20 protein-coding genes are annotated in these 24,931 nt (G+C 44.6%); 11 read left to right on the top strand and 9 right to left on the bottom strand.

The annotated features are described in order from the left end of the window. On the bottom strand, positions 1-320 hold a 320-nt coding region (locus tag JHD69_RS21035; RefSeq protein WP_233165914.1), incomplete at its 3' end, for a hypothetical protein. A 793-nt stretch (positions 321-1,113) separates the two neighbouring features. On the opposite strand from JHD69_RS21035, the gene JHD69_RS14115 reads away from it, so the two are divergent. The 7 genes from JHD69_RS14115 to JHD69_RS14085 all read left to right on the top strand — a co-directional run bounded on the left by JHD69_RS14115 (position 1,114) and on the right by JHD69_RS14085 (position 13,294). After that, positions 1,114-7,620, top strand: a complete 6,507-nt coding sequence (locus JHD69_RS14115; RefSeq protein ID WP_199140986.1) for a lamin tail domain-containing protein — start codon at positions 1,114-1,116, stop codon at positions 7,618-7,620. Positions 7,621-7,634: 14 nt separating this feature from the next. Continuing rightward, positions 7,635-8,555, top strand: coding sequence for a PorP/SprF family type IX secretion system membrane protein (locus tag JHD69_RS14110; RefSeq protein ID WP_199140985.1), 921 nt, complete (start codon positions 7,635-7,637; stop codon positions 8,553-8,555). A gap of 215 nt (positions 8,556-8,770) precedes the next feature. Then, the gene (gene nhaA / locus JHD69_RS14105; protein ID WP_199140984.1) at positions 8,771-9,943 is read left to right on the top strand and encodes a Na+/H+ antiporter NhaA; all 1,173 of its coding nucleotides are present in this window, start codon (positions 8,771-8,773) and stop codon (positions 9,941-9,943) included. Then, entirely contained in the window at positions 9,940-10,404 is a 465-nt protein-coding gene (locus JHD69_RS14100; protein ID WP_199140983.1) for a GyrI-like domain-containing protein, read from the top strand. Before nhaA ends, JHD69_RS14100 begins: the two co-directional genes overlap by 4 nt. A 31-nt stretch (positions 10,405-10,435) precedes the next feature. Beyond that, entirely contained in the window at positions 10,436-11,983 is a 1,548-nt protein-coding gene (locus JHD69_RS14095; RefSeq protein WP_199140982.1) for a rhomboid family intramembrane serine protease, read from the top strand. Between the two features lie 83 nt (positions 11,984-12,066). Then, positions 12,067-12,786, top strand: coding sequence for a helix-turn-helix transcriptional regulator (locus JHD69_RS14090; protein WP_199140981.1), 720 nt, complete (start codon positions 12,067-12,069; stop codon positions 12,784-12,786). Positions 12,787-12,835: 49 nt separating this feature from the next. Then, complete coding sequence (locus JHD69_RS14085; protein WP_199140980.1) at positions 12,836-13,294, top strand: GyrI-like domain-containing protein; 459 nt, start codon at positions 12,836-12,838, stop codon at positions 13,292-13,294. 325 nt (positions 13,295-13,619) lie between these two features. Here the strand turns inward: JHD69_RS14085 and trpA are convergent, their stop codons facing one another. The 4 genes from trpA to trpD form a co-directional block, all read right to left on the bottom strand. After that, on the bottom strand, positions 13,620-14,390 hold the full coding sequence (gene trpA / locus JHD69_RS14080) for a tryptophan synthase subunit alpha (protein WP_199140979.1): 771 nt from the start codon (positions 14,388-14,390) through the stop codon (positions 13,620-13,622). A gap of 80 nt (positions 14,391-14,470) precedes the next feature. Then, positions 14,471-15,652, bottom strand: a complete 1,182-nt coding sequence (gene trpB, locus JHD69_RS14075) for a tryptophan synthase subunit beta (protein ID WP_199140987.1) — start codon at positions 15,650-15,652, stop codon at positions 14,471-14,473. Positions 15,653-15,690: 38 nt separating this feature from the next. Then, positions 15,691-16,317, bottom strand: a complete 627-nt coding sequence (locus JHD69_RS14070; RefSeq protein WP_199140978.1) for a phosphoribosylanthranilate isomerase — start codon at positions 16,315-16,317, stop codon at positions 15,691-15,693. Between the two features lie 3 nt (positions 16,318-16,320). Continuing rightward, positions 16,321-17,307 (bottom strand): anthranilate phosphoribosyltransferase, encoded by a 987-nt coding sequence (trpD, locus tag JHD69_RS14065; RefSeq protein ID WP_199140977.1) that lies wholly within the window; start codon positions 17,305-17,307, stop codon positions 16,321-16,323. 198 nt (positions 17,308-17,505) lie between these two features. Between trpD and JHD69_RS14060 the strand changes: the two genes are divergently transcribed. Together JHD69_RS14060 and JHD69_RS14055 are read left to right on the top strand one after the other, a co-directional pair. Beyond that, the gene (locus tag JHD69_RS14060) at positions 17,506-18,453 is read left to right on the top strand and encodes an ion channel (RefSeq protein ID WP_199140976.1); all 948 of its coding nucleotides are present in this window, start codon (positions 17,506-17,508) and stop codon (positions 18,451-18,453) included. Between the two features lie 114 nt (positions 18,454-18,567). Further along, entirely contained in the window at positions 18,568-19,131 is a 564-nt protein-coding gene (locus tag JHD69_RS14055; protein ID WP_199140975.1) for a DUF4377 domain-containing protein, read from the top strand. A 6-nt stretch (positions 19,132-19,137) separates the two neighbouring features. Here the strand turns inward: JHD69_RS14055 and JHD69_RS14050 are convergent, their stop codons facing one another. The 4 genes from JHD69_RS14050 to recR all read right to left on the bottom strand — a co-directional run bounded on the left by JHD69_RS14050 (position 19,138) and on the right by recR (position 22,285). Next, entirely contained in the window at positions 19,138-19,974 is an 837-nt protein-coding gene (locus JHD69_RS14050) for an alpha/beta hydrolase (RefSeq protein WP_199140974.1), read from the bottom strand. A 107-nt stretch (positions 19,975-20,081) separates the two neighbouring features. Beyond that, a complete protein-coding gene (locus tag JHD69_RS14045) occupies positions 20,082-20,897 on the bottom strand; it encodes an SDR family oxidoreductase (RefSeq protein ID WP_199140973.1) in 816 nt (271 codons plus the stop codon). Continuing rightward, a complete protein-coding gene (locus JHD69_RS14040; RefSeq protein WP_199140972.1) occupies positions 20,894-21,661 on the bottom strand; it encodes a phosphatidylinositol-specific phospholipase C/glycerophosphodiester phosphodiesterase family protein in 768 nt (255 codons plus the stop codon). The genes JHD69_RS14045 and JHD69_RS14040 overlap by 4 nt, the downstream gene beginning before the upstream one ends. 6 nt (positions 21,662-21,667) lie before the next feature. Beyond that, positions 21,668-22,285 carry a recombination mediator RecR gene (gene recR / locus JHD69_RS14035; protein WP_199140971.1) on the bottom strand — a complete coding sequence of 206 codons (618 nt, stop codon included), beginning with the start codon at positions 22,283-22,285 and terminating at the stop codon, positions 21,668-21,670. Between the two features lie 200 nt (positions 22,286-22,485). Here recR and JHD69_RS14030 point away from each other — a divergent pair, with 200 nt between their 5' ends. Then, positions 22,486-23,994 (top strand): sodium:solute symporter, encoded by a 1,509-nt coding sequence (locus JHD69_RS14030; protein ID WP_199140970.1) that lies wholly within the window; start codon positions 22,486-22,488, stop codon positions 23,992-23,994. Positions 23,995-24,011: 17 nt separating this feature from the next. Beyond that, positions 24,012-24,719: a TIGR00730 family Rossman fold protein gene (locus JHD69_RS14025; RefSeq protein WP_199140969.1), complete on the top strand. Its 708-nt coding sequence runs from the start codon at positions 24,012-24,014 to the stop codon at positions 24,717-24,719. The last annotated feature ends 212 nt before the right edge of the window (positions 24,720-24,931 follow it).

Genomic DNA, 24,931 nt, shown 5'->3' with positions numbered 1-24,931 from the left:
AGATGTGTATAAGAGACAGAATCAAACCCCATTCCAGTACGTCCAGCAATCTGGTCGACTTTGATGCCATTTGAAGTATACTTTAAACTAATGGGTACACTAAGGCTTTTAACGTTATAATTTAAGAGCGGAATAGAAATATTCGGACTCCCGCTAATCATAGACAAATTAATACCTCCATATTTGCTCATTTGATAACTAACTGGAGATGGAGGAATTACCTCAATTTGTTTTGTGAAGTCTCCAGAATTTTGTGCAGACCCAAAGACCGGGATCAGTAGGTAGGCGAATGCTATACAGATTCGAAAAATAGGTTTCATATTAAAATGTTTGTAAGAGTTTAATTTGGCAAGGTTTTTAGATAAGATATGCTAAAAGGTAAACGCATGGGAACCCATGCGCCTATGGTTTTCAACGAGTTTGCGGTTGCCTGAAAAGATCGAAATTAAGCATAGCGATGCGAAGCACTTTAGATTCCTCATACAGTGTAAGTTATAGTTTAATTAAGTTTATCCAATTAGCAAGCAGTAGGAATTTTTAGTCAATGTAGCTTGCTTCTTTATCTGCCACCAAGATGTAAACAAAAAACGAATAAAAAAAACTTTTTCCCCAACAGTGGTTTTCGCAGGACGAACGCATCGAATCGCTGGATGAACGTGCGTTTGGGCAGGATATTACGATTCAGAAATCAGGACTTTTACGTCTTTTTTGGAATGGGTTTTTGTACGAATTCTGCTTGAAATGACATCGAAAACAGAAAAGATAATGGTTGCTAGCTTCTTCATACATATCCAAAAGATTCGGAAAATATTGGGAATCCATTTATGCAACTAAAAAAATGAGCGCTGGCCAATTTAATAAGTTTAATCCTATTGGCTACAAAACAAGCAGAACTTGTCTATTACACTTGCCCAATCGCCAATCATGGCTCATCTTCAGCAAAATAATGAGATTCTAGAATAAGATTCCGTAAAGCCTCTGGTTTTAAAAAATATATGCAACGTTAAAATCATCTGAAGATTATCTTTAGTTTTCCACAAAATGATTATTTAACAACAACTTAACATTGAAAATTAGTTTTTGCGTATACATTTGCTTGTTAAATTAATGTATATGAGAAAACTTTTACTCTTTTTTCTTTTTGCCACCATTTGCTATTTACCCTTGCATGTTTGCGCACAAATCGCAAGCTGGGACTTTACGGGGCAAAACCAGTTGGCCACCTCCACTGCCAATAGTTCAGATCCTGGCTTGGCATCTGTTCCGGTACTCACTCGTGGTACAGGCGCAGCCGCAAGTGCTGGAGCTAATTCATTTAGAACAGTGGGATTCCAAAACAATGGTATCAGTACGGCAAATACGGATTATTTTCAAGTCACGCTGACCGCAGCTACCGGAAAGCGACTTTCTTTGAGCAGCATTGACGCCAAATTTGCCGGAACTGCGTCGTTCTATGCATCTCCTGGCGTCTCTTCGCAATTTGCCTATAGTTTGGATGGCACTAATTTTACATTAATTGGCACTCCAGCAACTATTTTAGCCGCCAGCTTAAGCAGTTCTACCAATCTTTCTGGTGTTACAGACCTTCAAAACATACCGGCAGGCACTACGGTAACCTTACGTTATTATGCAAGCGGACAAACTACTACGGGGGGCTGGGGATTTAACTCCTCTTCAAGTGGTACAAATGGCTTTTCAATTAGTGGAACGTTATCAAACGTCAGTACAGGTACCCCTACATTAAATGCCAACCCTACCGCTTTGGCTTTTGGCAGCTTAAATACAGGCTCCACAACCACTGCACAAACCTATGTATTAAATGGCAACAATTTAACAGCGGCCGTTAGCGTTACTACAGTTGCTCCTTTTGCCGTTTCGAAAGATGGCACAACATTCAGTTCTTCTATTAGCTATACGGCTGTTGAAGCGGCAGCCTCTCCAACGGTCTACGTACGATTTAGCCCTACTGCCGGTGGACCAGCCAACGGAACCGTAGTGAACTCAAGTACAGGAGCTGCAGATGTGAGCGTAAGCGTAAGCGGTACTGGCATCAGTGGTACCGTAAATGCCAGCAAGGCATCGCTCGACTTTGGCAACCAAAATACCGGTACCAATTCGGCATCACAAAGCTATATATTAAGTGGCACTGGATTAAGCAATGACGTAACAGTAAGTACCTCCGCTCCTTTTTCTGTTTCGAAAGACAACACCACTTTTAGCCAATCAATTACTTATACTACAACAGAAGTTGGTAGTAGCCCGACTGTTTATGTACGTTTCAGTCCGACAAGCGCTGTAACTTCTACAGATAATGTGCTTAATGTAAGTACAAATGCCAATAGCGCTACATTAGCGCTTTCGGGCACAGGTGTTACACCTCCAGCTCCTCAGGCCCATGTGGTGATTAGCGAGGTGTATGGCGGCGGTGGCAATAGTGGCGCCACCTATAAAAATGACTTTATCGAATTATACAATCCGGGCAATGCAGCGGTTGATTTAACGGGCTGGTCGGTACAATATGCCAGTGCTACAGGTACGGGTAATTGGCAAGCCACACCACTAAGTGGCAGCATTCCGGCCAAAAGTTTCTATTTGATCCAACAGGCAGCCGGAGCCGGAGGAACAACTAACCTACCTACCCCCGATGCGGTTGGAACTTTAGCCCTTTCGGGTACAGCAGGTAAGGTTTTATTAGCCAATACAACCGCTATTCAAACCGGCATCAAGCCTACGGGTTCGCAAATTATCGATTTGGTAGGTTTTGGCACAGCCAATGGCTTTGAAGGCACTGGCCCTACTCCAGCCACCACGAACACCACATCCATTGAAAGAAAGGCAACCGCTACCAGTACGGCCACTACGTTAGCTGCAGGAGGCACGGAAGAGTTTGCCGGCAACGGTTACGATACCGACAACAACAATACCGATTTTGTAGCGCAAACACCTAACCCTCAAAACTCGACGGTTATGGAGCCTACAGGCGCCAACCACGTGGTCATTAGCGAAGTATATGGAGGCGGGGGCAACAGTGGCGCAACCTATAAAAACGACTTTATCGAATTATACAACCCAACCAATGCCGATATTAGCTTAACGGGCTGGTCGGTCCAATATGCCAGTGCTACGGGTACAGGCAATTGGTCAACTACTGCCTTGTCTGGCACCATTAAAGCCAAAGGCTTTTACTTAGTTCAAGGTGCAGCAGGTGCTGGAGGTACCCAAAATTTGCCTACACCTGATGCAACAGGCAGTTTAAATCTTTCAGGAACAGCAGGAAAAGTGGCATTGAGCAACAGTACTACTGCCCTTACCGGAGCTAATCCAACCGGTACCAACATTGTAGACTTGGTTGGTTATGGCACTGCAAATGGCTACGAAGGCAGTGGTCCGGCGCCAGCAACCACCAACTCTACATCGGCAGAGCGCAAGGCCAACGCCGCATCAACAGCAGCTACCATGGCTATTGGAGGTACAGACGAATTTGCGGGCAATGGTTTTGATAGCGATGATAACAGCATCGATTTTGTAGTAAGTACGCCAAATCCCCAAAACTCTACCGTCACAGAACCTGTTTCCAGCTCTGCGGCCAGCATTAGTGTTACGCCAACCAGTTTGGCCTTTGGCAGCCAGGCCATTAATACGGTTTCAACAGCCAAAACCTATACGCTAGCTGGGGCTAACCTGACCAATAATGTAAGTATATCGGTTAACGCACCTTTCAGCATTTCGAAAGACAATGCTATTTTTTCTAATTCGACAAGTTTTACAGCGGCAGAAGCCATGGCTGGTCAAACCCTGTATGTAAAATTTAGCCCAACTGCTATTGGCAATGCCGCGGTTCAGTTGGCTCACAGCAGCGCTGGAGCCACGACGGTTAACCTGGCTCTTAGTGGTGCTGGTGTTGATCCGAACCAAACCGTATTCAACTTCGAAAACTGCACTACAGCTGGCAGTTCGGCCCTTTCAGATGGTTTTTATCAATATAGCGTTGCCGGTGCCCAAACCTGGGGCTGCGTAACTACTTTTGGTCATGACCCGAGCGATGCAACCGGAAAAGCCAGTACAGGCAATGCATTGCAAATAAACGGTTATGCCGGAGGCAATATCCAAAATGAGGATTGGCTGATTTCTCCAGCTTTGAATTTATCGGCCATGAACTATGCAGTATTATCGTTCTGGACCCGTTCTGCATTTGCCGGCGATAAATTGAAACTCAAAATATCGACCAATTACACAGGTAGTGGCAATCCAAGCGCAGCCACATGGGTTGATCTAGATGGAAAGTTTCCTGAAACCGCTACAGACACCTGGACCAAATCAGACTTTATTGACTTAACGCCTTACAAGGCTGCACCAGTTTATGTGGCTTTTGTTTATACTTCTACCACTTCATCGGCCAGCAGGTGGACAGTTGACGATTTCGCCGTAAACAATTCGGCTACACCGCCACCTGTTGACATTACGGTGTCGCCATCAAGTTTAAGTTTTGGTTTCCAAGCGGCAGGCACAACTTCGGCCGAAAGTACATTTGGCTTTTCTGCGGGCAACCTAACCGGCGATGTAACCTTAACTGCTCCTGCCAATTTCACTATTTCTAAAACCAGCGGTGGCACTTTTGGTTCAACGCTAACATATACCCAGGCAAGCATTAACAATACTTCACAAACCGTTTATGCCAAATTTTCGCCAACAGCAGTTAACACCACCTACAATGGCAATGTAACCATAGCTACACCGGGCAGTGCGAATAAATCGGTAGCCTTATCGGGCAACACTTTCGATATAGCCAATACTTTGGAGGTGGTAAACTGGAACATCGAGTGGTTTGGCAGTCCGGCCCAGGCACCAAACGACGACCAGCTCCAAGCCACTAACGTGAGAACCGTTGTGAACAGCCTTGGTGCCGATATTTATGGCTTCGCCGAAGTGGTTGATACCGCGCTTTTCAGAACCAAGGTATTACCTGCTGGTTATGGCGTAATTTTTAGCGAGTTCGGTTCTTATGCCGACAACAAATCTGATCCAGATTACACTTTGGCTCAGAAACTGGCCTTCATGTACCGTACCGATATCATTAAGCCATTGAGGACTTATGGCGTATTGCAAGACACCTATAATCCTGCTGTACCATCAACCAGCGTAGACGGTACGCCATACAAAAACTGGTCGTCAGGCCGTTTCCCATTTGCCATGGAAGCCGAGGTAACCATTAACGGCAAAAAAGATACCGTAACCTTTATCGAAATCCACGCCAAGGCCAATACAGGTACAACAGCCGACCAGATTGATGCCTACAACCGACGAAAAGGGGGCAACCTGCAGTTCAAAACCTGGCTAGATGCCAACCTTGCCGGCAAAAAAGTGCTGATTTTGGGCGATTTTAACGATGTATTGGATGCTGACAAAACCATTGCGCCAATGCCGGCCGGAACAGGCACCTCTTATTCGGATTTTACTAACGATGTGGCCAATTATTTCCCCATCACCCTGCCTTTAAGCTTAGCCGGAAAACAATCGACAGCGGGTTTCCCTACGGTTATCGATAACGTTATCATTACCAAAGCGCTCAATGTCAATTATATTCCAGGCACAGCCGAAGTTATAGATGGTGCTAAAAACCTGGTCACCAATTATGCCAACACCACCACCGACCACTACCCTATCAAGTCGAGGTATTTGTTTGGCAATGGCGCACCAACATTGAATACCATTACAGATCAAACCATTTGCTACAGTCAGAGCAACCAAACCGTTGCTTTAACCGGTATTTCGGCAGGCCCAGAAACCAGTCAGACCACTACTTTAGCTGTCACTACAGACAATGCTAACTTATTTGATGTTTTAAGTGCACAAACAACCAGCGCCGACAAAGGCACGGTAACCTACCATCTTAAAAATAATGTAAGTGGCACAGCTAACATCACCGTTAAGGTAATGGATAACGGCGGCACCGATTTTGGTGGCGTTGACAATGTCAGCAGAACCTTTAAATTGACTGTAAACAGCTTGGCTACCGCCACTATTGCGGGTACTGCCACAACTGTGGTTAATGCAACGGCACCAGTAATTACTTTTACCGGAGCCAACGGAACCGCCCCTTATACTTTTACCTATAACCTAAATGGCGGTACCAACCAAACCATTACCACAACCAGTGGCAACAGCGTAACACTTAATGCGTCTACTGCGGTTGCGGGTACCTTTAACTATAACCTGGTTAGTGTAAGTGATGCCAATTGCAGTCAGGCGCAAACAGGAACCGCAACAATTGTGGTTAATCCATTGCCTGTTGGCAATATCAGCGGTACTACCGCCGTTTGTCAAAATGCAACGGCACCTAACGTTACGTTTACAGCTACTGTAGGCATAGCTCCTTTTACCTTTACCTACAATATTAACGGAGGTACCAACAAAACCGTAACTACCACCAGCGGCAATAGCGTAACCGTAGCTGCACCAACCACAGCCACCGGTACATTTGCCTACAATTTGGTAAGTATTGCCGATGCCAATGCCAGTCAGGCGCAAACCGGTACGGCAACAGTTACCGTTCGCACCTTGGCTACCGCGAGCATTTCGGGTACAACAGCAGTTACCGTGAATGCAACGGCACCAGTAATTACCTTTACCGGCGCCAATGGAACCGCACCATATACCTTTACTTACAACATTAACGGTGGCACCAACAAAACCGTAACTACGACCAGTGGCAATAGCGTAACCGTAGCTGTCACGACAAATGCAGCAGGTACATTTGCCTATAATTTGGTTAATGTAAGCGATGCCAACTGTGGACAGGCACAAACCGGAACAGCAACTGTAATTGTACGTCCGTTGCCAACTGCTACCATAGCCGGAAATGGACAGGTTTGCTTGAATGGCGCCTCTCCTGTGGTTACTTTTACTAGTGCGGCCGGAACTGCGCCTTACACCTTTACCTATACTGTTAACGGTGGCGCAAACAGAACCATTACCAGTAATAACACTACTGCAACTTTAAACGTGCCCACCAATACTGCAGGGACATTCGTCTATACTTTGGTTAGTGTAGCCGATGCCTATGCCAATCAGGCGCAAAGCGGAACAGCTACCGTAATCATCAATGCTTTGCCTGCTCTGGTTATCACGAGCAATACTTCATCGGCAGTAATTTCTAAAGGTACCGCTATCGTACTTTCGGCCAGCGGCGCAAATACCTATACCTGGTCGCCACAAACAGATGTAATCGCCGGACAAGGAAGTGCCAATTTAACCATCAGGCCAAAACAAACCACTACCTACACCGTTACCGGAACCAATGCTTCGGGCTGTACCACTACGCAGAGCATTACCATTCAGGTACAAGACGATTATCAGGTAAAAGCCCTCAACATCATGAGCCCTAACGGTGATGGCAAAAACGATAAGTTCGTGATCCAGAACATCGATTATTATCCGAACAATACCCTGACCATTTTCGACCGATCTGGCCGAAAAGTATACACCAAAAAAGGTTATGCCAACGAATGGGATGGCACTTACAACGGTACGCCATTGGCTTCAGACACGTACTACTACATCCTCGAGTTTGGAACCAACATCGCTCCATTTAAAGGCTACATCACTATTGTTAGAAACTAAAACGCAACACTCCAATGAAGATCAATTTTAAAAAATATCAATTTTTGAGCAATGCAATTGGACTGTTATTGCTTACTTCGGCAGTGAGCATGCTGGGGAGCACAACCGCCCAGGCACAGCTCAATCCGTTAACCTCACAATACTTTTTAAACCAATACCAGGCTAATCCGGCTTTTGCGGGAACAATGGATGGTTTAAACGTAAACCTGAATTACCGCAAACAATGGAGCAACATTCCAGGGTCGCCAAGTACGCAATCCATTACCGCCGATTATAAAATGAACAAGGTAGGTTTGGGTCTCAACGTATTTAACGAAAAGGCAGGCTCGCTGCAACGCACCAAAGCCGTAGCCACCTACGCCTATCACCTGCCCTTGAACGATAATAACCAAAAACTTAATTTTGGTGCATCGGTGGGCATTATGAACGAGCGTATTGACTACAGCGAGGTAAACGGCGATCCTACCGATATGTCTATTGCCCAGTTCAACAACAAAGGCGCGCTGTTTGATGGCGATTTTGGGATAGCCTACACCAGCAACAAGCTGAACATCGAGGCCGCCTTGCCCAACATCAGGAGCCTGATTAAGCAAGAAGACAATAACAATGTAGACCGTTCGCAGTTTTATGCGGCCGCCAGCTATAAATTCGGTACCGGAGCGGGGGTTAATGCGCTCGAAATCGAACCTAAAGTGGCCTTTAGAGGCATAAAAGGCTACGAAAACATTGTGGATGCCGGAGCCAATTTCATTTTTGCCGAGAAAATATTCATCATGGGCATGTACCATACCACCAAGAGTGCTTCATTTGGCGCAGGCATCAATTACAAAAATTCTCTGGCTATCATGGGCTTTTACACCACCGAAACTTCGGCCTTGCAAGGTTCGGCCAATGGTACTTTCGAAATCAGCCTAAGGGCAAGCTTGTTTAAATAAACAACTACCCAACCTTTCAAAACCGCTTCTTTTTGGAGCGGTTTTTTTATGCCTGATTAATCACAAAAGAAGTAAAAATGAGGCCAATAACATCAAATTTGGGTAAAACCTTAGCCATCAAGGCCATAAACAACGTAAACGACACGCTTAAAACCTTGTAGCGAAAACCGATGGCTGATGTACCAAAAACGCTTTCTTTTTTTTATTTTTAGGGCATGGCCAAAAAGATCAATCTCAACATTTTTAAAGAATTCTTTCAATCGGGAAAAGTGGGTGGCATACTTTTATTGGTTTGTGTAATCGTCTCTTTGTGCATTGCCAATTCGAGCCAAGCCATCAGTTTCGCTGGTTTTTTGGCCAGGGATTTTGGTTTCCAAACCGACTCCCTATCCATAAGCTACAGCATTTCGGCTTGGATAAACGATGGATTGATGGCCATCTTCTTCTTGCTGGTTGGCTTGGAAATCAAGCGCGAACTCTTGGAAGGCGAGCTCTCCAACGTCAAAAAAGCATCGCTGCCGGTGCTGGCTGCCTTGGGTGGCATGATTGTTCCGGCACTCATTTATTTCCTCTTTAACCAAAGTACGGAAACAGTTTCGGGATGGGGCATCCCGATGGCTACCGATATTGCCTTTGCCTTGGCCATCATTGCCATGCTGGGCAAAAACGTGCCTCCTTCGCTTAAAATATTCCTGGCGGCCTTGGCCATTGCCGACGACCTTGGTGCCATTTTGGTGATTGCCGTTTTTTATACCGAACAGATCCACTGGACCGAGCTGCTGCTTGCCGGTGGTATTTTTGCTTTCCTTTTATTGCTCAATTATTTCAAGGTAAAACGCCTGTTCTTTTACCTTGTACCGGGCGTATTTCTTTGGTATTTTGTCCATCATTCGGGCATCCATGCCACTATTGCGGGTGTTTTGCTGGCATTTACCATCCCAACCAACAACACGGCCGTCGAATCGCCACTCGAAAAACTGGAACACAGCCTCACCATTCCGGTCAATTACCTCATCATGCCTATTTTCGCCTTGGCCAATACCAACATCACCTTTCAAAAGGAAATGATCGATGGCCTGGTTTCTCCCTTGGGATTGGGTATTATAACCGGATTGTTTGTAGGCAAAACCATAGGCATCAGCTTTTTCTCTTGGCTGGCCGTGAAAATGAAACTGGCCAAACTGCCTTCAGGCGCTAATTGGAAGCACATTGTTGGTGTAGGCATGTTGGCTGGCATCGGATTTACCATGTCTATTTTTATCGCCCTGCTTTCGTTTAAAAATCCATTATTTGTAGTTGAAGCCAAATTTTCTATCCTTTGCGCTTCTGTTTTGGCAGGAATAGCGGGCTTTATTTACTTAAAAAGCATCAGAACTCGAACCAAATGACCAACAATTTCATCACGGGCTTTCGCTTAATCGGTTTGCAGCTTGCGCACCCAACCACTAACCAAAATGGGCAATCGGCTATTGATTGCGGCCACTTATGGCAAAAATTCGAAACCGAAAATATAGCCGGACGCTTACCCGAAAAGATAGGCGACGAGATCTATGCCGTTTATTTTGATTATGAAGGCGACCACACCCAGCCCTTTTCCTATTTTATCGGGTGCAAAGTACCTGCAACTACACCAGTGCCTGCCGGATTAAGCAGTTTGCAAATTGCCACTGGCAACTATGTAAAATACCATGCGCAGGGCCAAATGCCCAATTGCATGACCGATGCCTGGACTGCTATTTGGAAAAGCAGCCTTAACCGCGCCTATACGTACGATTTTGAAAGCTATGGCGAGCAAAGCAAAGACTGGAGCAATGCCCAGGTCGAGATTTTTGTGGCCGTTAAACCTTAAACCAATCATCTATTCCTAAATTACGCAACTCATGGCATTTGGATTTACCCCCAAGCACACGGAAGAACTGCAGCTTTCGCCTCTCAACGCCCAACAATTTTTAGCCCTGGCCGTAGAAGCGGCAAAAACGCAAGGTCTCAACCTGATGTTTATAAGCGAAACCGGCTTTATTGCCCATACCAGCAGAGGTTTCTTTAAAAGCAATTTCGAAATCAAGTTATTGATCCAAAATGGAACGGCCACATTAACCAGCAGTTCTCTGGGCTCTGAAACCTTTGATTTCGGAAAAAACAAAAAGAATGTTGTTGCTTTTATCCTGGCGCTTGACGACGCTAAACAGCAATTTACTGCCGAAGAACTGCAACAAAAGTTTGAAGCTTTGCGGCCTGGGCTAGCGCCGGAAGAAGACGATTTTCTGAAACTGCCACCATCAACAGCCAGGGAAGATTTTGTCGATTTTTTCAAGTTTTTTATGCCTCGGCAAGGCTTTTTCATTACACCAATTCTTATTTGGCTCAATGTAGCGGTTTTTGTGCTGATGGCCATTAACGGCGCCAACCTCCTTAATCCTTCGGCCGAAATTCTGCTGCAATGGGGTGCCAATTTCCGTCCGGCAACTTTAAATGGCCAATGGTGGCGGTTGCTCAGCAACTGTTTCCTACACATTGGCATTATCCATTTGCTGTTCAATATGTTTGCGCTGGTGTATGTTTCTATTTTTTTAGAGCCTATGCTGGACAGATCGAGATTTCTTGTGGCTTATCTGTTAACTGGCATTTTGGCCAGCATCACCAGCTTAAGCTGGCACAACCTTACCATAAGCGCCGGTGCCTCGGGTGCGATTTTCGGTCTGTATGGAGTGTTGTTGGCCTTGCTTTGCACCAGTTTGGTAGAACAAAAAGCACGCAAAGCCTTGCTGATCAGTATGGGTATTTTTGTGGCCTATAACCTGGTTTATGGTTTGAAAGGCAATATCGATAGTGCTGCCCACATCGGCGGTCTCCTTTCGGGATTCGTGATCGGCTTTGCCTTTGTGCCCAGCTTGAAAAGAGCACAAGAACCTGCCATTGAATATTTTTCGATCGGTTTGCTTACCCTGCTTGTATTGGTTTGTTCGGGCGTCGCTTACGACCAGCTAAAGGCTAACGAAGTTCAAATTGTGATGCAGCCACCAGTCTTAGCCAAGGCTAACAATCCCTCAATCGACCCCGATTTTGATCAGGTGGCCTACGATAAGCTGATGATCGATTTCCATTCGGTAGAAAGTCTGGCTTTAAATATCTTCCCTATAGATACAACAGCTGCAGGCCGGGAAAAATCGCTATCAGACATCAAAGACGTAGGCATCTATTATTGGAAACGCGGCATTGAAATCTTAGACGAACTGGACAAGCAAGGCATTCATCCCTTATTCGCCAAACGCAACAAGGTACTTAGGCATTATTGTGAGGAAAACATCAAAACCTACGAACTCATGTACAAAGCGATAGACGAAGGCACCCACGACTATGATGACGAAATCAAGGCACGGATCAAATCCACCAACGAATTGCTCTCTACCATTCAAAGAACCCATTAAACGATGAGCATTTATGCGCAAGGCGATGCTGCTTTTTGCCATAATAGCTTATATTTGCAGTGCCTCGCGTAAAATCGATAGCCATGTCCAGCAACCCCAAACGCCTGCCTCGCTTAACAGCCATTTTAACGCAATTGCAGACCAAAAGACTGCTAACAGCTACCGAATTGGCCGAAAAATTCGAGGTAAGCATACGTACCATCTATCGCGATATCAGGGCATTGGAAGAATCGGGCGTCCCTATTTTAACTGATCCGGGCAAAGGCTACGCTATCATGGAAGGCTATCGCGTGCCACCCATTATGCTTACCGAAAGCGAAGCCAACGCTTTGGTGACTGCCGAACAGCTGATCCGCCAAAACAAGGATTCTTCATTTGTCCGCGAGTACATCGAAGCCATCAACAAAATCAAATCGGTTTTACGCTATAATACCAAAGACAAAGCTAACCTGTTGGCCGAGCGCACCATTTTCGCCCATCACGACGAAAGCAACCATACTAGCAATTACTTGTCGTGCATCCAGCTGGCATTGACCAATTTTAAGCCCATCCAGCTCAATTACTGCACAGTTGAAGGAAAACAAACTACACAAAGAGTAGTAGAACCATTTGCCATCTATAACAGTACCCAAGAAAATTGGTTGCTGATTGCGTGGTGCAGGTTAAGAAAAGATTATCGTGCTTTTCGCATGGACAGAATGTCTAACTTGGAGGTGCTTTCAGAAACCTTTGAGCCGCATCAGCTGACCTTGGAAGAATATGTTGAAATTTGCAGACAAAATTTCGAAGCAGCCCTGACATAGGGTTGTCATTCGGCGGTTTTATTTTTGAGCTCAACAAAATCAAATTCCCATGAGCACTCAAACAATCAAACCCTTTTACGTGATAGGCATTAGCGTAAGAACGACCAATGAAAACGGCAAATCAGCACAAGATATCCCAGCCCTTTGGCATCAGTTTCTAAGCGAAAGCATTGGCGATCAGATTCCAAACAAAATCAGCCATGACATTTATTGTCTTTATACAGATTATGAAATGGACCACACGCGTCCCTATACTACTTTGTTGGGTTATCAGGTAAGCAATCTTGATCATATTCCTGCCGGACTCGTTGGCAAAAGTATAAATGAAGCCAATTACACCAAATATGTAGCCAAAGGCAGTCTGCATCAGGGAGCTGTATTTAATGCCTGGACAGAAATTTGGAATTCGGATCTGCCGAGGGCATTTCAAACCGATTTTGAAGTATATGGCGAAAAGGCACAAAATCCCCTGGATGCCGAAGTAGATATCTTTATTGGGCTAAGGTAGTTTTGTTGCGTGATCGTTGATAAAAAACACCAACCATAGCATCAAAGCCTCAATGACATATTGATCAGAAGATGGTTCTTCCACCCCAATGACTTTGGATCTGAAATCCAGGTTGCATTTTCGCACTTGTTGTATGCCCACGAATAAACCTCATGTTAATTTAATCGTTGGTGAAGAACACCAACGATGGCATAATTCTTTGATGTTCGCACTTGTTGGTGTTCCTCACCAACAAGACCTAAGCTAAACCCAACGGAAGGTGAAGTACGCCGCCATCACATAAACCACCCCACTTACAGGCGCCATTCCAGCGGGCAAATTAGATTTAAGGCCTAAACTCCTTCATAAAATCTTTCACCTGCATTTGTACATCACCTTTGGCCAAGCATTTGACAAAGGCACTGCCGATAATAGCTCCGCTGGCATATTCATTGGCCGAATCGAAGGTTTTTCTATCGGAAATACCAAAACCGATCATCAATGGATTTTTAAGCTCCATGGCTTTAATACGCGAAAAATAAGTGGTTGCACTGGTTGAGACATCGAGGTTTTTACCTGTGGTGGCCGATGAAGACAGCAGGTAGATAAAGGCATTGCTCAAGCCATCAATCTTGCGGATGCGTTCTTCAGAAGTTTGTGGCGTTACCAAAAAGATATTGCTCAGTCCGTTTTTCTCAAATTCGTCTTTGTACAGTTCTTCATATTCATACATCGGCAAATCAGGAATGATACAGCCATCAACCCCTACTTCGGCGCAGGCCTTGCAAAAATTGGCCACGCCAAATTGCAATACCGGATTAACATAACCCATCAATAGAATAGGAATGGTAACGGTTTTACGCAGGTCTTTCAACTGCTCAAAAAGCAAGTGCAAGGTCATGCCCTGATCCAAGGCTTGTTTGCTGCTGGCCTGAATTACCGGACCATCGGCTACAGGATCCGAATAAGGAAAACCTATCTCTAAAAAATCGGCACCGGCTTCCTGCAATGCCTGTGCAATTTTCAAAGTGCTGTCTAAAGCCGGGTAGCCCGCGGTATAATAAATCGAAAGAATGTCTTTCTTTTTATGCTGGAAAAGTTGTTGTAAGCGATTCATTTGTTGAGATGTGAGATATGAGATGTGAGATATGAGAGAACATTTGGCTAACTTCTCTTACCTCAGGCCTAAAATCTTCTTTAAAGGTTAAAATATTTCATATAAGTTTCCATATCCTTGTCGCCACGGCCCGAAAGGCAAACCACTACGTTTTCGCCTCCCTTAAACTGCATCTTTTCTAAATAAGCCAAGGCATGGGCACTTTCTATGGCCGGAATAATACCTTCCAATTGGGTAAGCAACAAGCCTGCCTGCAACGATTCATCGTCGGTAATGGAAACATATTGCCCGCGACCAGTTTTAAACAAATGTGCATGCTGGGGGCCAATGCCGGGATAATCCAATCCGGCAGAAACCGAATGTGGCTCTACCACTTGTCCATCGAGTGTTTGCATCAAAATGCTCCGGCTGCCATGCAATACGCCTTCTTTGCCCAGGTAAGTTGTTGCAGCAGAAAATCCACTATCAACCCCTTTGCCTGCAGCCTCTACGGCAATCAGTTTTACGCTTTCATCGTTAATGAAGTGGTAAAACATACCCATGGCATTGCTACCGCCACCTACACAGGCCAACACATAAGCTGGCAAGTCGCTGCCGGTCTGCTCTAATAATTGCTTTTTGGTTTCTTCAGAAATAACCGATTGGAAAGTGGCTACCATATCGGGATAGGGATGCGGACCAACCACCGAACCGATGATATAATGTGTATCAACCGGGTTGTTGATCCAATCGCGCATGGCTTCATTGGTGGCATCTTTTAACGTTTTGCTGCCCGAGGTAGCCGGAACAACCTTAGCGCCCAGCATTTTCATACGGGCAACATTGGGTGCCTGGCGTTGGATATCCACCTCGCCCATGTAAACCACACATTCCAAGCCACGTAAGGCACACACCGTTGCAGTAGCTACGCCATGTTGTCCGGCCCCGGTTTCGGCAATGATCCGTTTTTTGCCCAAACGCTCGGCCAGTAAAATCTGCCCGATGGTATTGTTGATTTTATGCGCACCGGTATGGTTCAAGTCCTCGCGTTTAAGAAAGATATTGGCGCCATACTTTTGCGAAAGGCGATTGGCCAGGTACAAAGGTGATGGCCGACCTACATAGTCTTTGAGCAAGGCCCTAAATTCTTGCTGAAAACTTTCTTCGTTTAAAATCTTGAGGTATTCCTGTCTCAGCTCTTCCACATTGGGATAAAGCATTTCGGGGATGTAAGCTCCACCAAAATCGCCGTAATAGCCTCTTTCGTCTACAAAATAGTTCATCATATTTTTTCTCCTCCCGCTAAAACCAAGTGGGAACGTTAGTTACGCATTAATGTTATAAATTCTTTCAGTTGGGCAACGTCTTTCAAGCCAGGTGCCTGTTCAAACTTGCTGTTTACGTCGATGGCATACAAGCGCGGATCGTTCAACTGTTTCAAGGTTTCAACCTGTTGCAACCCAATGCCACCACTTAAAAAATAGCGTTTGTCTAAAGTATATTTGGCCAGCAAAGTCCAATCGAACACCTTTCCCGAGCCCCCATGAACTGGAGTTTGTGTATCGAAAAGGAAATAATCGACCACTGGTTCATACGCTTTGAGCTGTTCGAAATCAAAATCCTCGCCAATGCCAAAGGCCTTGATGATTGTTGCACCTGTTGCGGCTAGCGCATGGCAATAAGCCACATCTTCGTGCCCATGCAGCTGAACGGCTTTTAAATTATACCTGATTACATCCGCAACAACCTTTTTCAATTCTTCATTTACAAAAACACCTGTGGTTTTAATGCTTGACGGCACATATTTAATCAATTCGGCCGAGACCTCGCTAATGCAACGTGGCGATTGAGGATAAAAAATAAATCCCATATAATCGGGTTGCAATTCGGCCACCGCCGCAATATTGGCGGCTTCACGCAGGCCACATATCTTAAGTTTCGATTCCATGGCTTAATTGAGCAACTGTTTAAAACTATGCAAGGCTTTTTTGGCCAACAATGATTCTTCTGCTTCATAATAGCAATCGGCAAAAGAACTGCCTTGTTTTATGGTTTGGATAGCCAGGGCCGCATTGCACAGCACCACGTTGGTTTGCGCATCGGTACCTTTGCCATTTAAAATATCCATAAAAATCCTGGCCGACGATTCTACCGTATCCCCACCCTTGATTTCCTGCTCGCCAATCTCTTCAAAGCCTAAATCGCTGATTTGGGTCAATACCTCGCCCTTTTTGCTGAATGTCTTGAAATCGCAGGTCATCGAAACCTCGTCAAAACCATCAACCGCATGGATAATGGTATAGTTCTTATCGGTTTGTTGGTACAGGTAGGCATACAAACGGGCCAGTTCGAGGCTAAAAACACCAACAATCTGATTTTGGGGCTGGACCGGGTTAACCATGGGTCCCAACATGTTAAAAAACGTTTTCACGCCCAGTTCCTTGCGTATCGGGGCCACGGTTTTCATGGCCGGATTAAACAAGGGCGCATGCAAAAAGCAGATGCCTGCCCTGTCTAAGCTCCTTTTCAGGCTAGCTTCATCGTTGGTAAAGCTGTAGCCCAAATATTCCATGACGTTAGAAGAACCACAGCCAGAAGACACCCCATAATTGCCATGTTTGGCCACCTGGTGCCCAGCGCCAGCTACCACAAACGAAGCCAGTGTAGAAATGTTAAAGGTGTCTTTTCCATCACCCCCAGTACCGCAAAGGTCTACCAGTTCAAAGTTCGAGAAGTCTATCTTCAGGCACAAATCGAGCATCGAATCCCTAAAACCCTGCAGTTCTTCTACGGTAATGTTACGCATACAGTAAGCCGTAATAAAAGCGGCGATCTGCGAGCTGTTGAACTCGCCCAAAGCAATGGAAGTGAGTATTTTTCTAGCTTCTTCACGGCTAAAGGTCTTGTTTTCAAATAAGTGATTAAGTATTTTCTTCATGGGTATCAAACAAAAAAGGCTGCCTTATGAGCAACCTTCTATATATTTTTAAAAAAATAAACGTACAAAAAAAGGTCACATCACGCTATTGCGTTATGCCACCACCAATTTTTATTTACGCTTACTTGAATCATTCTGTAGCAAAGATGGAATAGTTTTTATTATTTGCAAAATCTTTCTTTAAAATTATTAGGAATTATGTCTTTTATCAAACGAAAATTACACCATGAAGATGATCTGGGCTTTGGCAACAGGCCCATGGGCAAAGACCAACGCATGATGAATGCCAACGGCAGTTCGAACATCAAACGCACAGGCCTCCCCTTTTTTCGCAGCTCCGACACCTACAACTGGCTCATTTCCATGTCGTGGGGCAAATTCCTGACCATCATTGTCATCGCCTGGCTCATTGTCAATATTTTGTTTGCCTTTGTGTATGTTGGCGTGGGCATCGAAAACCTGAAAGGCACTGATGGGATTACTGCCCGCGATCATTTTTTTGATGCCTTTTTCTTTTCTGCGCAAACTATTTCTACCGTAGGCTATGGCCATATCAGTCCGAGCGGATTTATAACCAGTTGCATTGCCGCCTTCGAGTCAATGCTGGGCTTATTGGCTTTTGCTTTGGCCACGGGCTTGCTCTACGGACGCTTTTCGAAGCCAAATGCGAAAATATTGTACAGCAAAAACATGGTAGTTGCGCCTTACAAAAACGCAACGGCCCTGATGTTCAAACTGGCCAATTTTCGCAATAGTCAGCTGATTGAAATGTCGGTAAATCTGGTTTTCACCTATAATGAGATCGTTGACGGCCAAAAAGTGCGCAGGTTTCTGCCCCTCGAACTCGAAAGAAGCAAAATTGGGCTTTTGAGCCTCAGCTGGACCATAGTTCACCCGATCAACGAACACAGTCCGCTTTTGGGCAAAACGAAAGAAGAACTGATCGATGCCGAAGTAGAATTCATCGTATTGCTCCAGGCTTTTGACGATACTTTTTCGCAGACCGTACATAGCCGCGCCTCCTATCTAGACGAAAACATTATTTACAATGCCAGATTTGCACCTGCTTTTTACCACGACAACACCGGCCTTACCACCATAGACCTTTCGAAACTAAGCGATATAGAAATGGTGACATCCACATAAAACTAATCTTGCATAGAATAAATAAATTATTTACTGAATAAATTTAAAAATTCACTAAGCACTTAGTTGCTTTGATCAAAAATTCGCTTATTTTTGGTTAACACAACTAACTAAATGAAACCTACTAAGCTCCAAAGCCTCTTTATTCTTTTAGCCTGTTTTGCTGCGCTATTCGCTTCCTGCGAAAAAAAAGAGCAACCGATCCAATTTCGCATCAACCAATTTAAGCAAACAACCATTGCCCCATACCCTACATTGGTATTTTCAGTACAACAAGGCGATGAAATTGGAGGCGACAAATGGAGGCCTTTAAATGAGGCTATTGTTGGCTTTGACTATCAAGAAGGTTTCATTTACGACCTTTTGGTTACCGATGCCGAGGTAAAATCGCCAAAAGGCGATGGCTATCAACATACTTTTCAGCTAAGACAGGTGCTTTCGAAAACAAAAGCCAAATCTGACGATTCGTTTGACCTTGACCTGAAGCTGGGGAATGTAAAATGCGTAAACGGCAATTCGAATACAGGTTACAACATCCTGAACAAGGTAAATATAGATTGTGGCAATTTGTGCGGCGAGTTTGAACAGGCTTTACAATCGAACGCCAAAAAACTAAGCGGCAAATTCATTTTAAATGACAACGGCTCTATCAAATTGGTAGAAATACTGAGCGAGTAGCTAAACCTATTTCACTTCTTTAAAAAAGTCTAAAATAAATTTGTACAGCTGATTGCTTCCGAAAATCATTTGGCTAATCATGCCTACATGCTTTTTGCCTTCGATTACTTTTAAGGTAGCCGGTACATGTTGGGCAAGCAACAATTTATTCATTCTTTCGGATTGGATTTTGATGGCCTCATAGGTTTTGGTGCCATACAAGATCAGGTGCGGATTGTTGCTGTTCTTTACATAGAACAAGGGCGAACCCGCCTGCCATACTTTGCTGTCTGTACTAAAAGTCCTGATAAAATCTTCGTAATAATGGTCTTTTTCGGCATTGGCAAGGTATTCTTCCATATCGAGGCCAAATGGATCATCAAGCACAACGCCTTTGATCGGGTTTTTGATGCCGAGATCTTCAAAATACCGAGGATCGGCATTGATCAGTTCGCACAGGTGCCCACCGGCCGAATGGCCCATCAAAAATAGCCGATCTGGGTTTCCGCCGTAGGCCGCGATGTGGTCTTTTACCCACTTTACAGCCTGCGCACTAGCCTGTGCCATTTCTTTGTAGGTAGCAGCCGGGGCCAAAGGATAGTTGATAACCGCTGTAACCACCCCTTTTTTGGCAAAATTTCGGCCCAGCCACCAATAGGTTTCTTTTTTGCCACTGCTCCAGGAGCCCCCATGGATGAAGACAATTACGTCGCGCTGCTTTGTACTGTCTTTTTGAAAATAAATGTTAAGAGAATGGCTGGGGGCTGCAGTACCTGCATAATGAATATCCTTTTCTACCCTAACTTGTGCCGAAACACTGAAAGCCTGTACCAAAAAAGCGAGAAACATAATTTTAAGCTTCATTATATAGCTGATTTCTATTTTTAAACACAAGAGTACATGGTTTATTGATTGTTTGATCGTTTATAATTACGCTATTGCTGACTTGTTGGATTTGAGGTGAAGATTTCCTACTTGATCAAGGGGTTTTTCTCTTTGGCAAACAACTGAAACACTTTTTTGTCGGTAAATGCCGGAAAAAGCTTGTTCATCCATACGGCGAGCTTACCTTGGCGGGTCATGATCAGCGTACGCTTGCGCTGTTCAATGCCATCACTAATACAGCTTGCCACTTGTTTGGCTGTCATCATCTTGCCTTCTTCCATACTGGTTTCGCCATGCGCCTGGCCATCCTTAGACAAGGCGGCCACCCTAATATTTGAAGTGGTAAAGCCCGGACAGGCCACCATCACGTGTACGCCAGTTTTGAGCAATTCGGTGCGCAACGATTCCATAAAGCCGTTCATGGCAAATTTGGACGAAGAATAGCCTGTTCGGCCGGGCAAGCCCCTGTAGCCTGCAATTGAAGACACGCCTACAATCACACCTTTTGTTTTCAGGATTTCGGGCAAAGCATATTTCGTGCAATAAACGGTTCCCCAAAAGTTAACGTCCATCAGGTTTTTGAGTACCGACAAGTCGAGGTCTTTAAACAAGGCGCGCATCGAAAGGCCAGCATTGTTGATCAGCACATCGATCTGCCCAAAAGTGAGCACAGCTTGATTAATCAACTGCGCACAGTCTTCTTCTTTGCTTACATCGGTCTGTACAGCCAAAGCCTTGATACCATATTGCTTTTCCAATTCGGAAGTGATTTCGCAAAGCGTTACATACTGGCGGGCACCCAATACCAAATTTGCTCCTCTTTTGGCTAATTCTTCGGCTAATGCCTTGCCTATGCCCGATGAGGCGCCGGTAATGATGATGGTTTTATCTTTGTAATTCATTTAGTTTCTTTGAAATATGCCCTACAGGCTTCTATTTTATCCGTATTAATGATTGTTGCTCCTAGTTTTTGTAATTGATACCAGCTCGCTTCGGTATCAGGGGCACCCCAAAAACGCACCGGTTTGTTCAGTTGATCACCTTGGCGAATGGTTGCCTGCAGTTTGGCTTTATCTGCATCAGGCAGAACACCCGCTCCGCTCCATTTCGAATAGTTTGCAAAATTATCGCTGATCATCGTTACCCTTTTCAGGTCGTCTTTTGCATAGTTCACATTTGGCAATCCATCAAAAAACAGCCAATTGGGATAAGTATGGAAAGTAGAATCGGCTGGTCTAGAACCACTGATTACAATCTGAACCGCATGCTTGTTCTTACTGCGATTGAAAATAGCACCATATTGCTCTATGGTTCTTTTTAAAACAGGATAAACTGCTTGCCAGTTTTCTTTTACATCGATCATTAAACAGAAGGTGTAATTTTTAGAAGAATTGGCATAACCATGATTTTCCTTGAACATTGCCGCTATTGGCTTTAAATAAAGTTTATCAAGTGTTTTGGCAGGGTTTATTTCCTTCTTGCTATGAGCTACGACCAATGAATCGCCAACCAGAAAAATATCTGCTTCTATTTCATAAACTTCTTGCTGGTAAGCTTTAAAAAAAGGAGCTGCTTGCAAATAGTCGTTATGAGAATGGATTTTGATCTGTGCGAAAGCGGAAAATGAACTTAAAAACAGAAAGAGAATGCCAGCTATTTTTTTCATCTTCGGCTACTTGATCAGTGAATTTTCATAAGGCACGCGGGTAAGGATAGAGCGGCCAAGCGTAATTTCGTCGGCATACTCCAATTCGCCACCAAAAGCAATGCCCCGGGCAATGGTGGTGATCGGAATTTGAAAATCCTTCAGTCTTTTATGCAGATAAAACAAAGTGGTATCGCCTTCCATGTTGGCACTCAGGGCCAAAATTACTTCTTTAACCGGTGTTGTAGCGACACGTTGCACCAGGCTGTCAATATTCAGGTCGGAAGGCCCAATTCCATCCATTGGCGAAATCAGTCCGCCCAGCACATGGTAAACCCCAAAATATTGATTGGTGTTTTCGATGGCCATCACGTCGCGGGTATCTTCAACCACACAAATGGTGGCGGCATCTCTTTTCGGCGCACTGCAAATGCTGCAGGTGTTATGGTCTGAAATGTTATGGCAAACCTGACAATGTTTGATTTCTTCCTTTAGCCGAATTAGCGTACGGCCAAAATGCGATACTTCTTCCTGTTCTTTGTTGAGCAGATGCAACACCAAACGCAAAGCTGTTTTTTGCCCTACACCTGGCAGTTTTGCAAATTCGTTTACCGCATCTTCGAGCAGTTGGGAAGAAAAATTCATTTACAAATTTAATTAAAAGTTATTCGGCAGTCAATAGTGGCTAACTGGCGGCTTGTACATGAACAAGCTCTCGTCAAATTAAGAAATGAACTAACCAGACCAATCAGCCAGTAAACCAATCGGCAAATGAGCCAATAATTTACCAACGCTTTCTTGATTTAAACCTGTAAATACTTACATTTAGAAGCTAAATATAAATTATGAGTCCCGCGATACTTTTATCTTTCTTATTGGGTTATTTTGCCTTGCTGATCGGCGTAGCCTATTTTACTTCCAGAAACAACTCAGACAATGCTTCTTTTTTTATTGCCAACCGGAATTCGAAATGGTACCTGGTAGCCTTTGGCATGATCGGCACTGCCCTTTCTGGGGTGACCTTTATTTCGGTGCCTGGCGAAGTAGGCGCCCCAGGTGGAAACCAGTTTCAGTATTTTCAGTTCGTGCTGGGCAACGCGGTTGGCTTTGTCATCATTGCTACCGTACTCCTGCCTCTTTATTACCGAATGAATTTAACCTCAATTTATAGCTACATTGAACATAGATTGGGCTATTTCAGTTATAAAACCGCAGCCTCCATCTTTTTGCTCAGCCGTACTTTGGGCTCGGCAACCCGTTTGTACCTGGTGGTTATCGTACTGCAGCGCTTCATCTTCGACAGCTATGGCATTCCTTTCTGGGCAACCGTGTTGATTTCGTTGGGATTAATTTGGTCATACACCTTTAAAGGCGGCTTAAAGACGATCATCATTACGGATACTTTACAGACGTTCTTTTTGGTATTGTCTGTATTCCTGACCATTTACTTCGTATGCAGCAGCCTAAACCTCGATATCCCGCAAGCCTTCGAGACCATCAAAAACAGCAGCTATTCAAAAATTTTCTTCCTCGACGATTTTTTAACGAATAAATTTTACCTCAGCAAGCAGTTTATCGGCGGTATTTTCGTGACCATTGCCATGACAGGGCTAGATCAAGACCTGATGCAAAAAAACCTGAGCATGAAAACCATTGGCGAAGCTAAAAAGAACATGTTCACCTTTACCGGAATATTTGTGGTTTTAAACATCTTCTTTTTAAGCGTAGGCGCCTTGCTCTATATTTTTGCCACGAAAAACGGAATCGGCATCCCGCTCGACCACGTTACCCAACAACCAAGAACCGACCTGCTTTTTCCGGAAATAGCACTGAACCATTTGGCCACCCTGCCGGCAATCGTGTTTATGCTGGGCCTAACCGCCGCCACATTTGCCACCACCGACAGTGCTTTAACTGCACTGACTACCTCTTTTTGCGTTGATTTTTTAGGGATGAACAAAAAAGAAAACCTAGACAAGGGAAATACCGTGCGTAAAAGGCATATGGTTCACATTGCTTTTTCCATCCTCATGTTTTTGGTGATATTGGTGATCAATGCCCTCAACAGTTCTTCTGTTGTGAGTTTGATTTTTAAGATAGCATCTTACACCTATGGTCCGCTTTTAGGCCTTTACTCGTTTGGCCTTTTTGTTAAAAACCGTGGATTACACGACAAATTGGTACCACTTGTTTGTATATTGGCGCCAATCGCCTGCTTTTTCTTGGATAAATATTCGGTCAAACTTCTTGGAGGCTACGTTTTTAGCGTAGAACTGATTTTGGTGAACGGATTGATTACCTTTGTAAGCTTATTACTGATCAGCAGGAAAACAGATCAACAAACCAAGTTTTAAATTATACGGAATATAGAATGACAAGTGAAGAAAAGATAAGAAGTGCTTTTGCCAATAAGGATTGGCAGGAAATAAAAGTAACCGACAGCTGGCAGATTTTTAAAATCATGGCCGAATTTGTTGACGGCTTTGAGAAATTGGCCAAAATTGGCCCTTGCGTAAGTATTTTCGGTTCGGCACGTACCGCCGAAACCAACCCCTACTACCAAATTGCGGTAGAGTGTGGCCGTTTGCTTACCGAGCGTGGCTATGGCGTGATTACCGGCGGTGGGCCAGGCATTATGGAAGCAGGCAACAAGGGCGCCCATATGAACGGTGGCAAGTCGGTGGGCTTAAACATCGATCTGCCCTTTGAGCAGTTCCACAACAAGTATATCGACCATAACAAACTGCTCGAATTCGATTATTTCTTTGTGAGGAAAGTAATGTTTATGAAATATTCGCAGGGTTTTGTGGTACTGCCAGGCGGCATGGGCACCATGGATGAGCTTTTCGAAGCCATTACCTTGATCCAAACCGGCAAGATTGCACGTTTCCCGATTGTGCTGGTAGGCAAGGCCTATTGGGGCGGCTTGGTAGACTGGATCAAAACCCACATGCTTGAGAAAGAACATAACATCCACGCCGAAGACCTGAACCTGTTTAGGCTGGTTGATACGGCCGAAGATGCGGCAGAACACATTTTCAGGTTCTACGACAAATATGTGTTGAAACCGAACTTCTAAGCGGTTCTAAGCAACAAAAAGGCCGGCATGCAATCATGTCGGCCTTTTTTATTTGAGTTGCTATACATCTAGCAGTTCGCTCATCTTAACTTTCAGCGCATCGGCAATTTTCTTGATGTTGCTGATGGAAGAATTGGTTCTGTCTCTTATACACATCTAAAAGGGGGGGGGGGGGGGGGGGGGGGGGGGGGGGGGGGGGGGGGGGGGGGGGG

This window comes from Pedobacter sp. ASV12 (assembly GCF_016429155.1).
GTDB lineage: Bacteria > Bacteroidota > Bacteroidia > Sphingobacteriales > Sphingobacteriaceae > Pedobacter.
Note: the sequence above shows the minus strand (reverse complement) of the source record. Positions and strands in the feature narration are given on the sequence as shown.

Bases quoted from the DNA above. Each gene is read 5' to 3' on its own strand.
- JHD69_RS14055 (WP_199140975.1), top strand. From the start codon at position 18,568: ATGAAACCTACTAAGCTCCAAAGCCTCTTTATTCTTTTAGCCTGTTTT.
- nhaA (WP_199140984.1), top strand. From the start codon at position 8,771: ATGGCCAAAAAGATCAATCTCAACATTTTTAAAGAATTCTTTCAATCG.
- JHD69_RS14050 (WP_199140974.1), bottom strand. From the start codon at position 19,974: ATGAAGCTTAAAATTATGTTTCTCGCTTTTTTGGTACAGGCTTTCAGT.
- JHD69_RS14095 (WP_199140982.1), top strand. From the start codon at position 10,436: ATGGCATTTGGATTTACCCCCAAGCACACGGAAGAACTGCAGCTTTCG.
- JHD69_RS14025 (WP_199140969.1), top strand. From the start codon at position 24,012: ATGACAAGTGAAGAAAAGATAAGAAGTGCTTTTGCCAATAAGGATTGG.
- recR (WP_199140971.1), bottom strand. From the start codon at position 22,285: ATGAATTTTTCTTCCCAACTGCTCGAAGATGCGGTAAACGAATTTGCA.
- trpD (WP_199140977.1), bottom strand. From the start codon at position 17,307: ATGAAGAAAATACTTAATCACTTATTTGAAAACAAGACCTTTAGCCGT.
- JHD69_RS14060 (WP_199140976.1), top strand. From the start codon at position 17,506: ATGTCTTTTATCAAACGAAAATTACACCATGAAGATGATCTGGGCTTT.
- JHD69_RS14085 (WP_199140980.1), top strand. From the start codon at position 12,836: ATGAGCACTCAAACAATCAAACCCTTTTACGTGATAGGCATTAGCGTA.
- JHD69_RS14040 (WP_199140972.1), bottom strand. From the start codon at position 21,661: ATGAAAAAAATAGCTGGCATTCTCTTTCTGTTTTTAAGTTCATTTTCC.
- JHD69_RS14110 (WP_199140985.1), top strand. From the start codon at position 7,635: ATGAAGATCAATTTTAAAAAATATCAATTTTTGAGCAATGCAATTGGA.
- JHD69_RS14030 (WP_199140970.1), top strand. From the start codon at position 22,486: ATGAGTCCCGCGATACTTTTATCTTTCTTATTGGGTTATTTTGCCTTG.
- JHD69_RS14115 (WP_199140986.1), top strand. From the start codon at position 1,114: ATGAGAAAACTTTTACTCTTTTTTCTTTTTGCCACCATTTGCTATTTA.
- JHD69_RS14100 (WP_199140983.1), top strand. From the start codon at position 9,940: ATGACCAACAATTTCATCACGGGCTTTCGCTTAATCGGTTTGCAGCTT.
- JHD69_RS14070 (WP_199140978.1), bottom strand. From the start codon at position 16,317: ATGGAATCGAAACTTAAGATATGTGGCCTGCGTGAAGCCGCCAATATT.
- JHD69_RS14045 (WP_199140973.1), bottom strand. From the start codon at position 20,897: ATGAATTACAAAGATAAAACCATCATCATTACCGGCGCCTCATCGGGC.
- trpA (WP_199140979.1), bottom strand. From the start codon at position 14,390: ATGAATCGCTTACAACAACTTTTCCAGCATAAAAAGAAAGACATTCTT.
- trpB (WP_199140987.1), bottom strand. From the start codon at position 15,652: ATGAACTATTTTGTAGACGAAAGAGGCTATTACGGCGATTTTGGTGGA.
- JHD69_RS14090 (WP_199140981.1), top strand. From the start codon at position 12,067: ATGTCCAGCAACCCCAAACGCCTGCCTCGCTTAACAGCCATTTTAACG.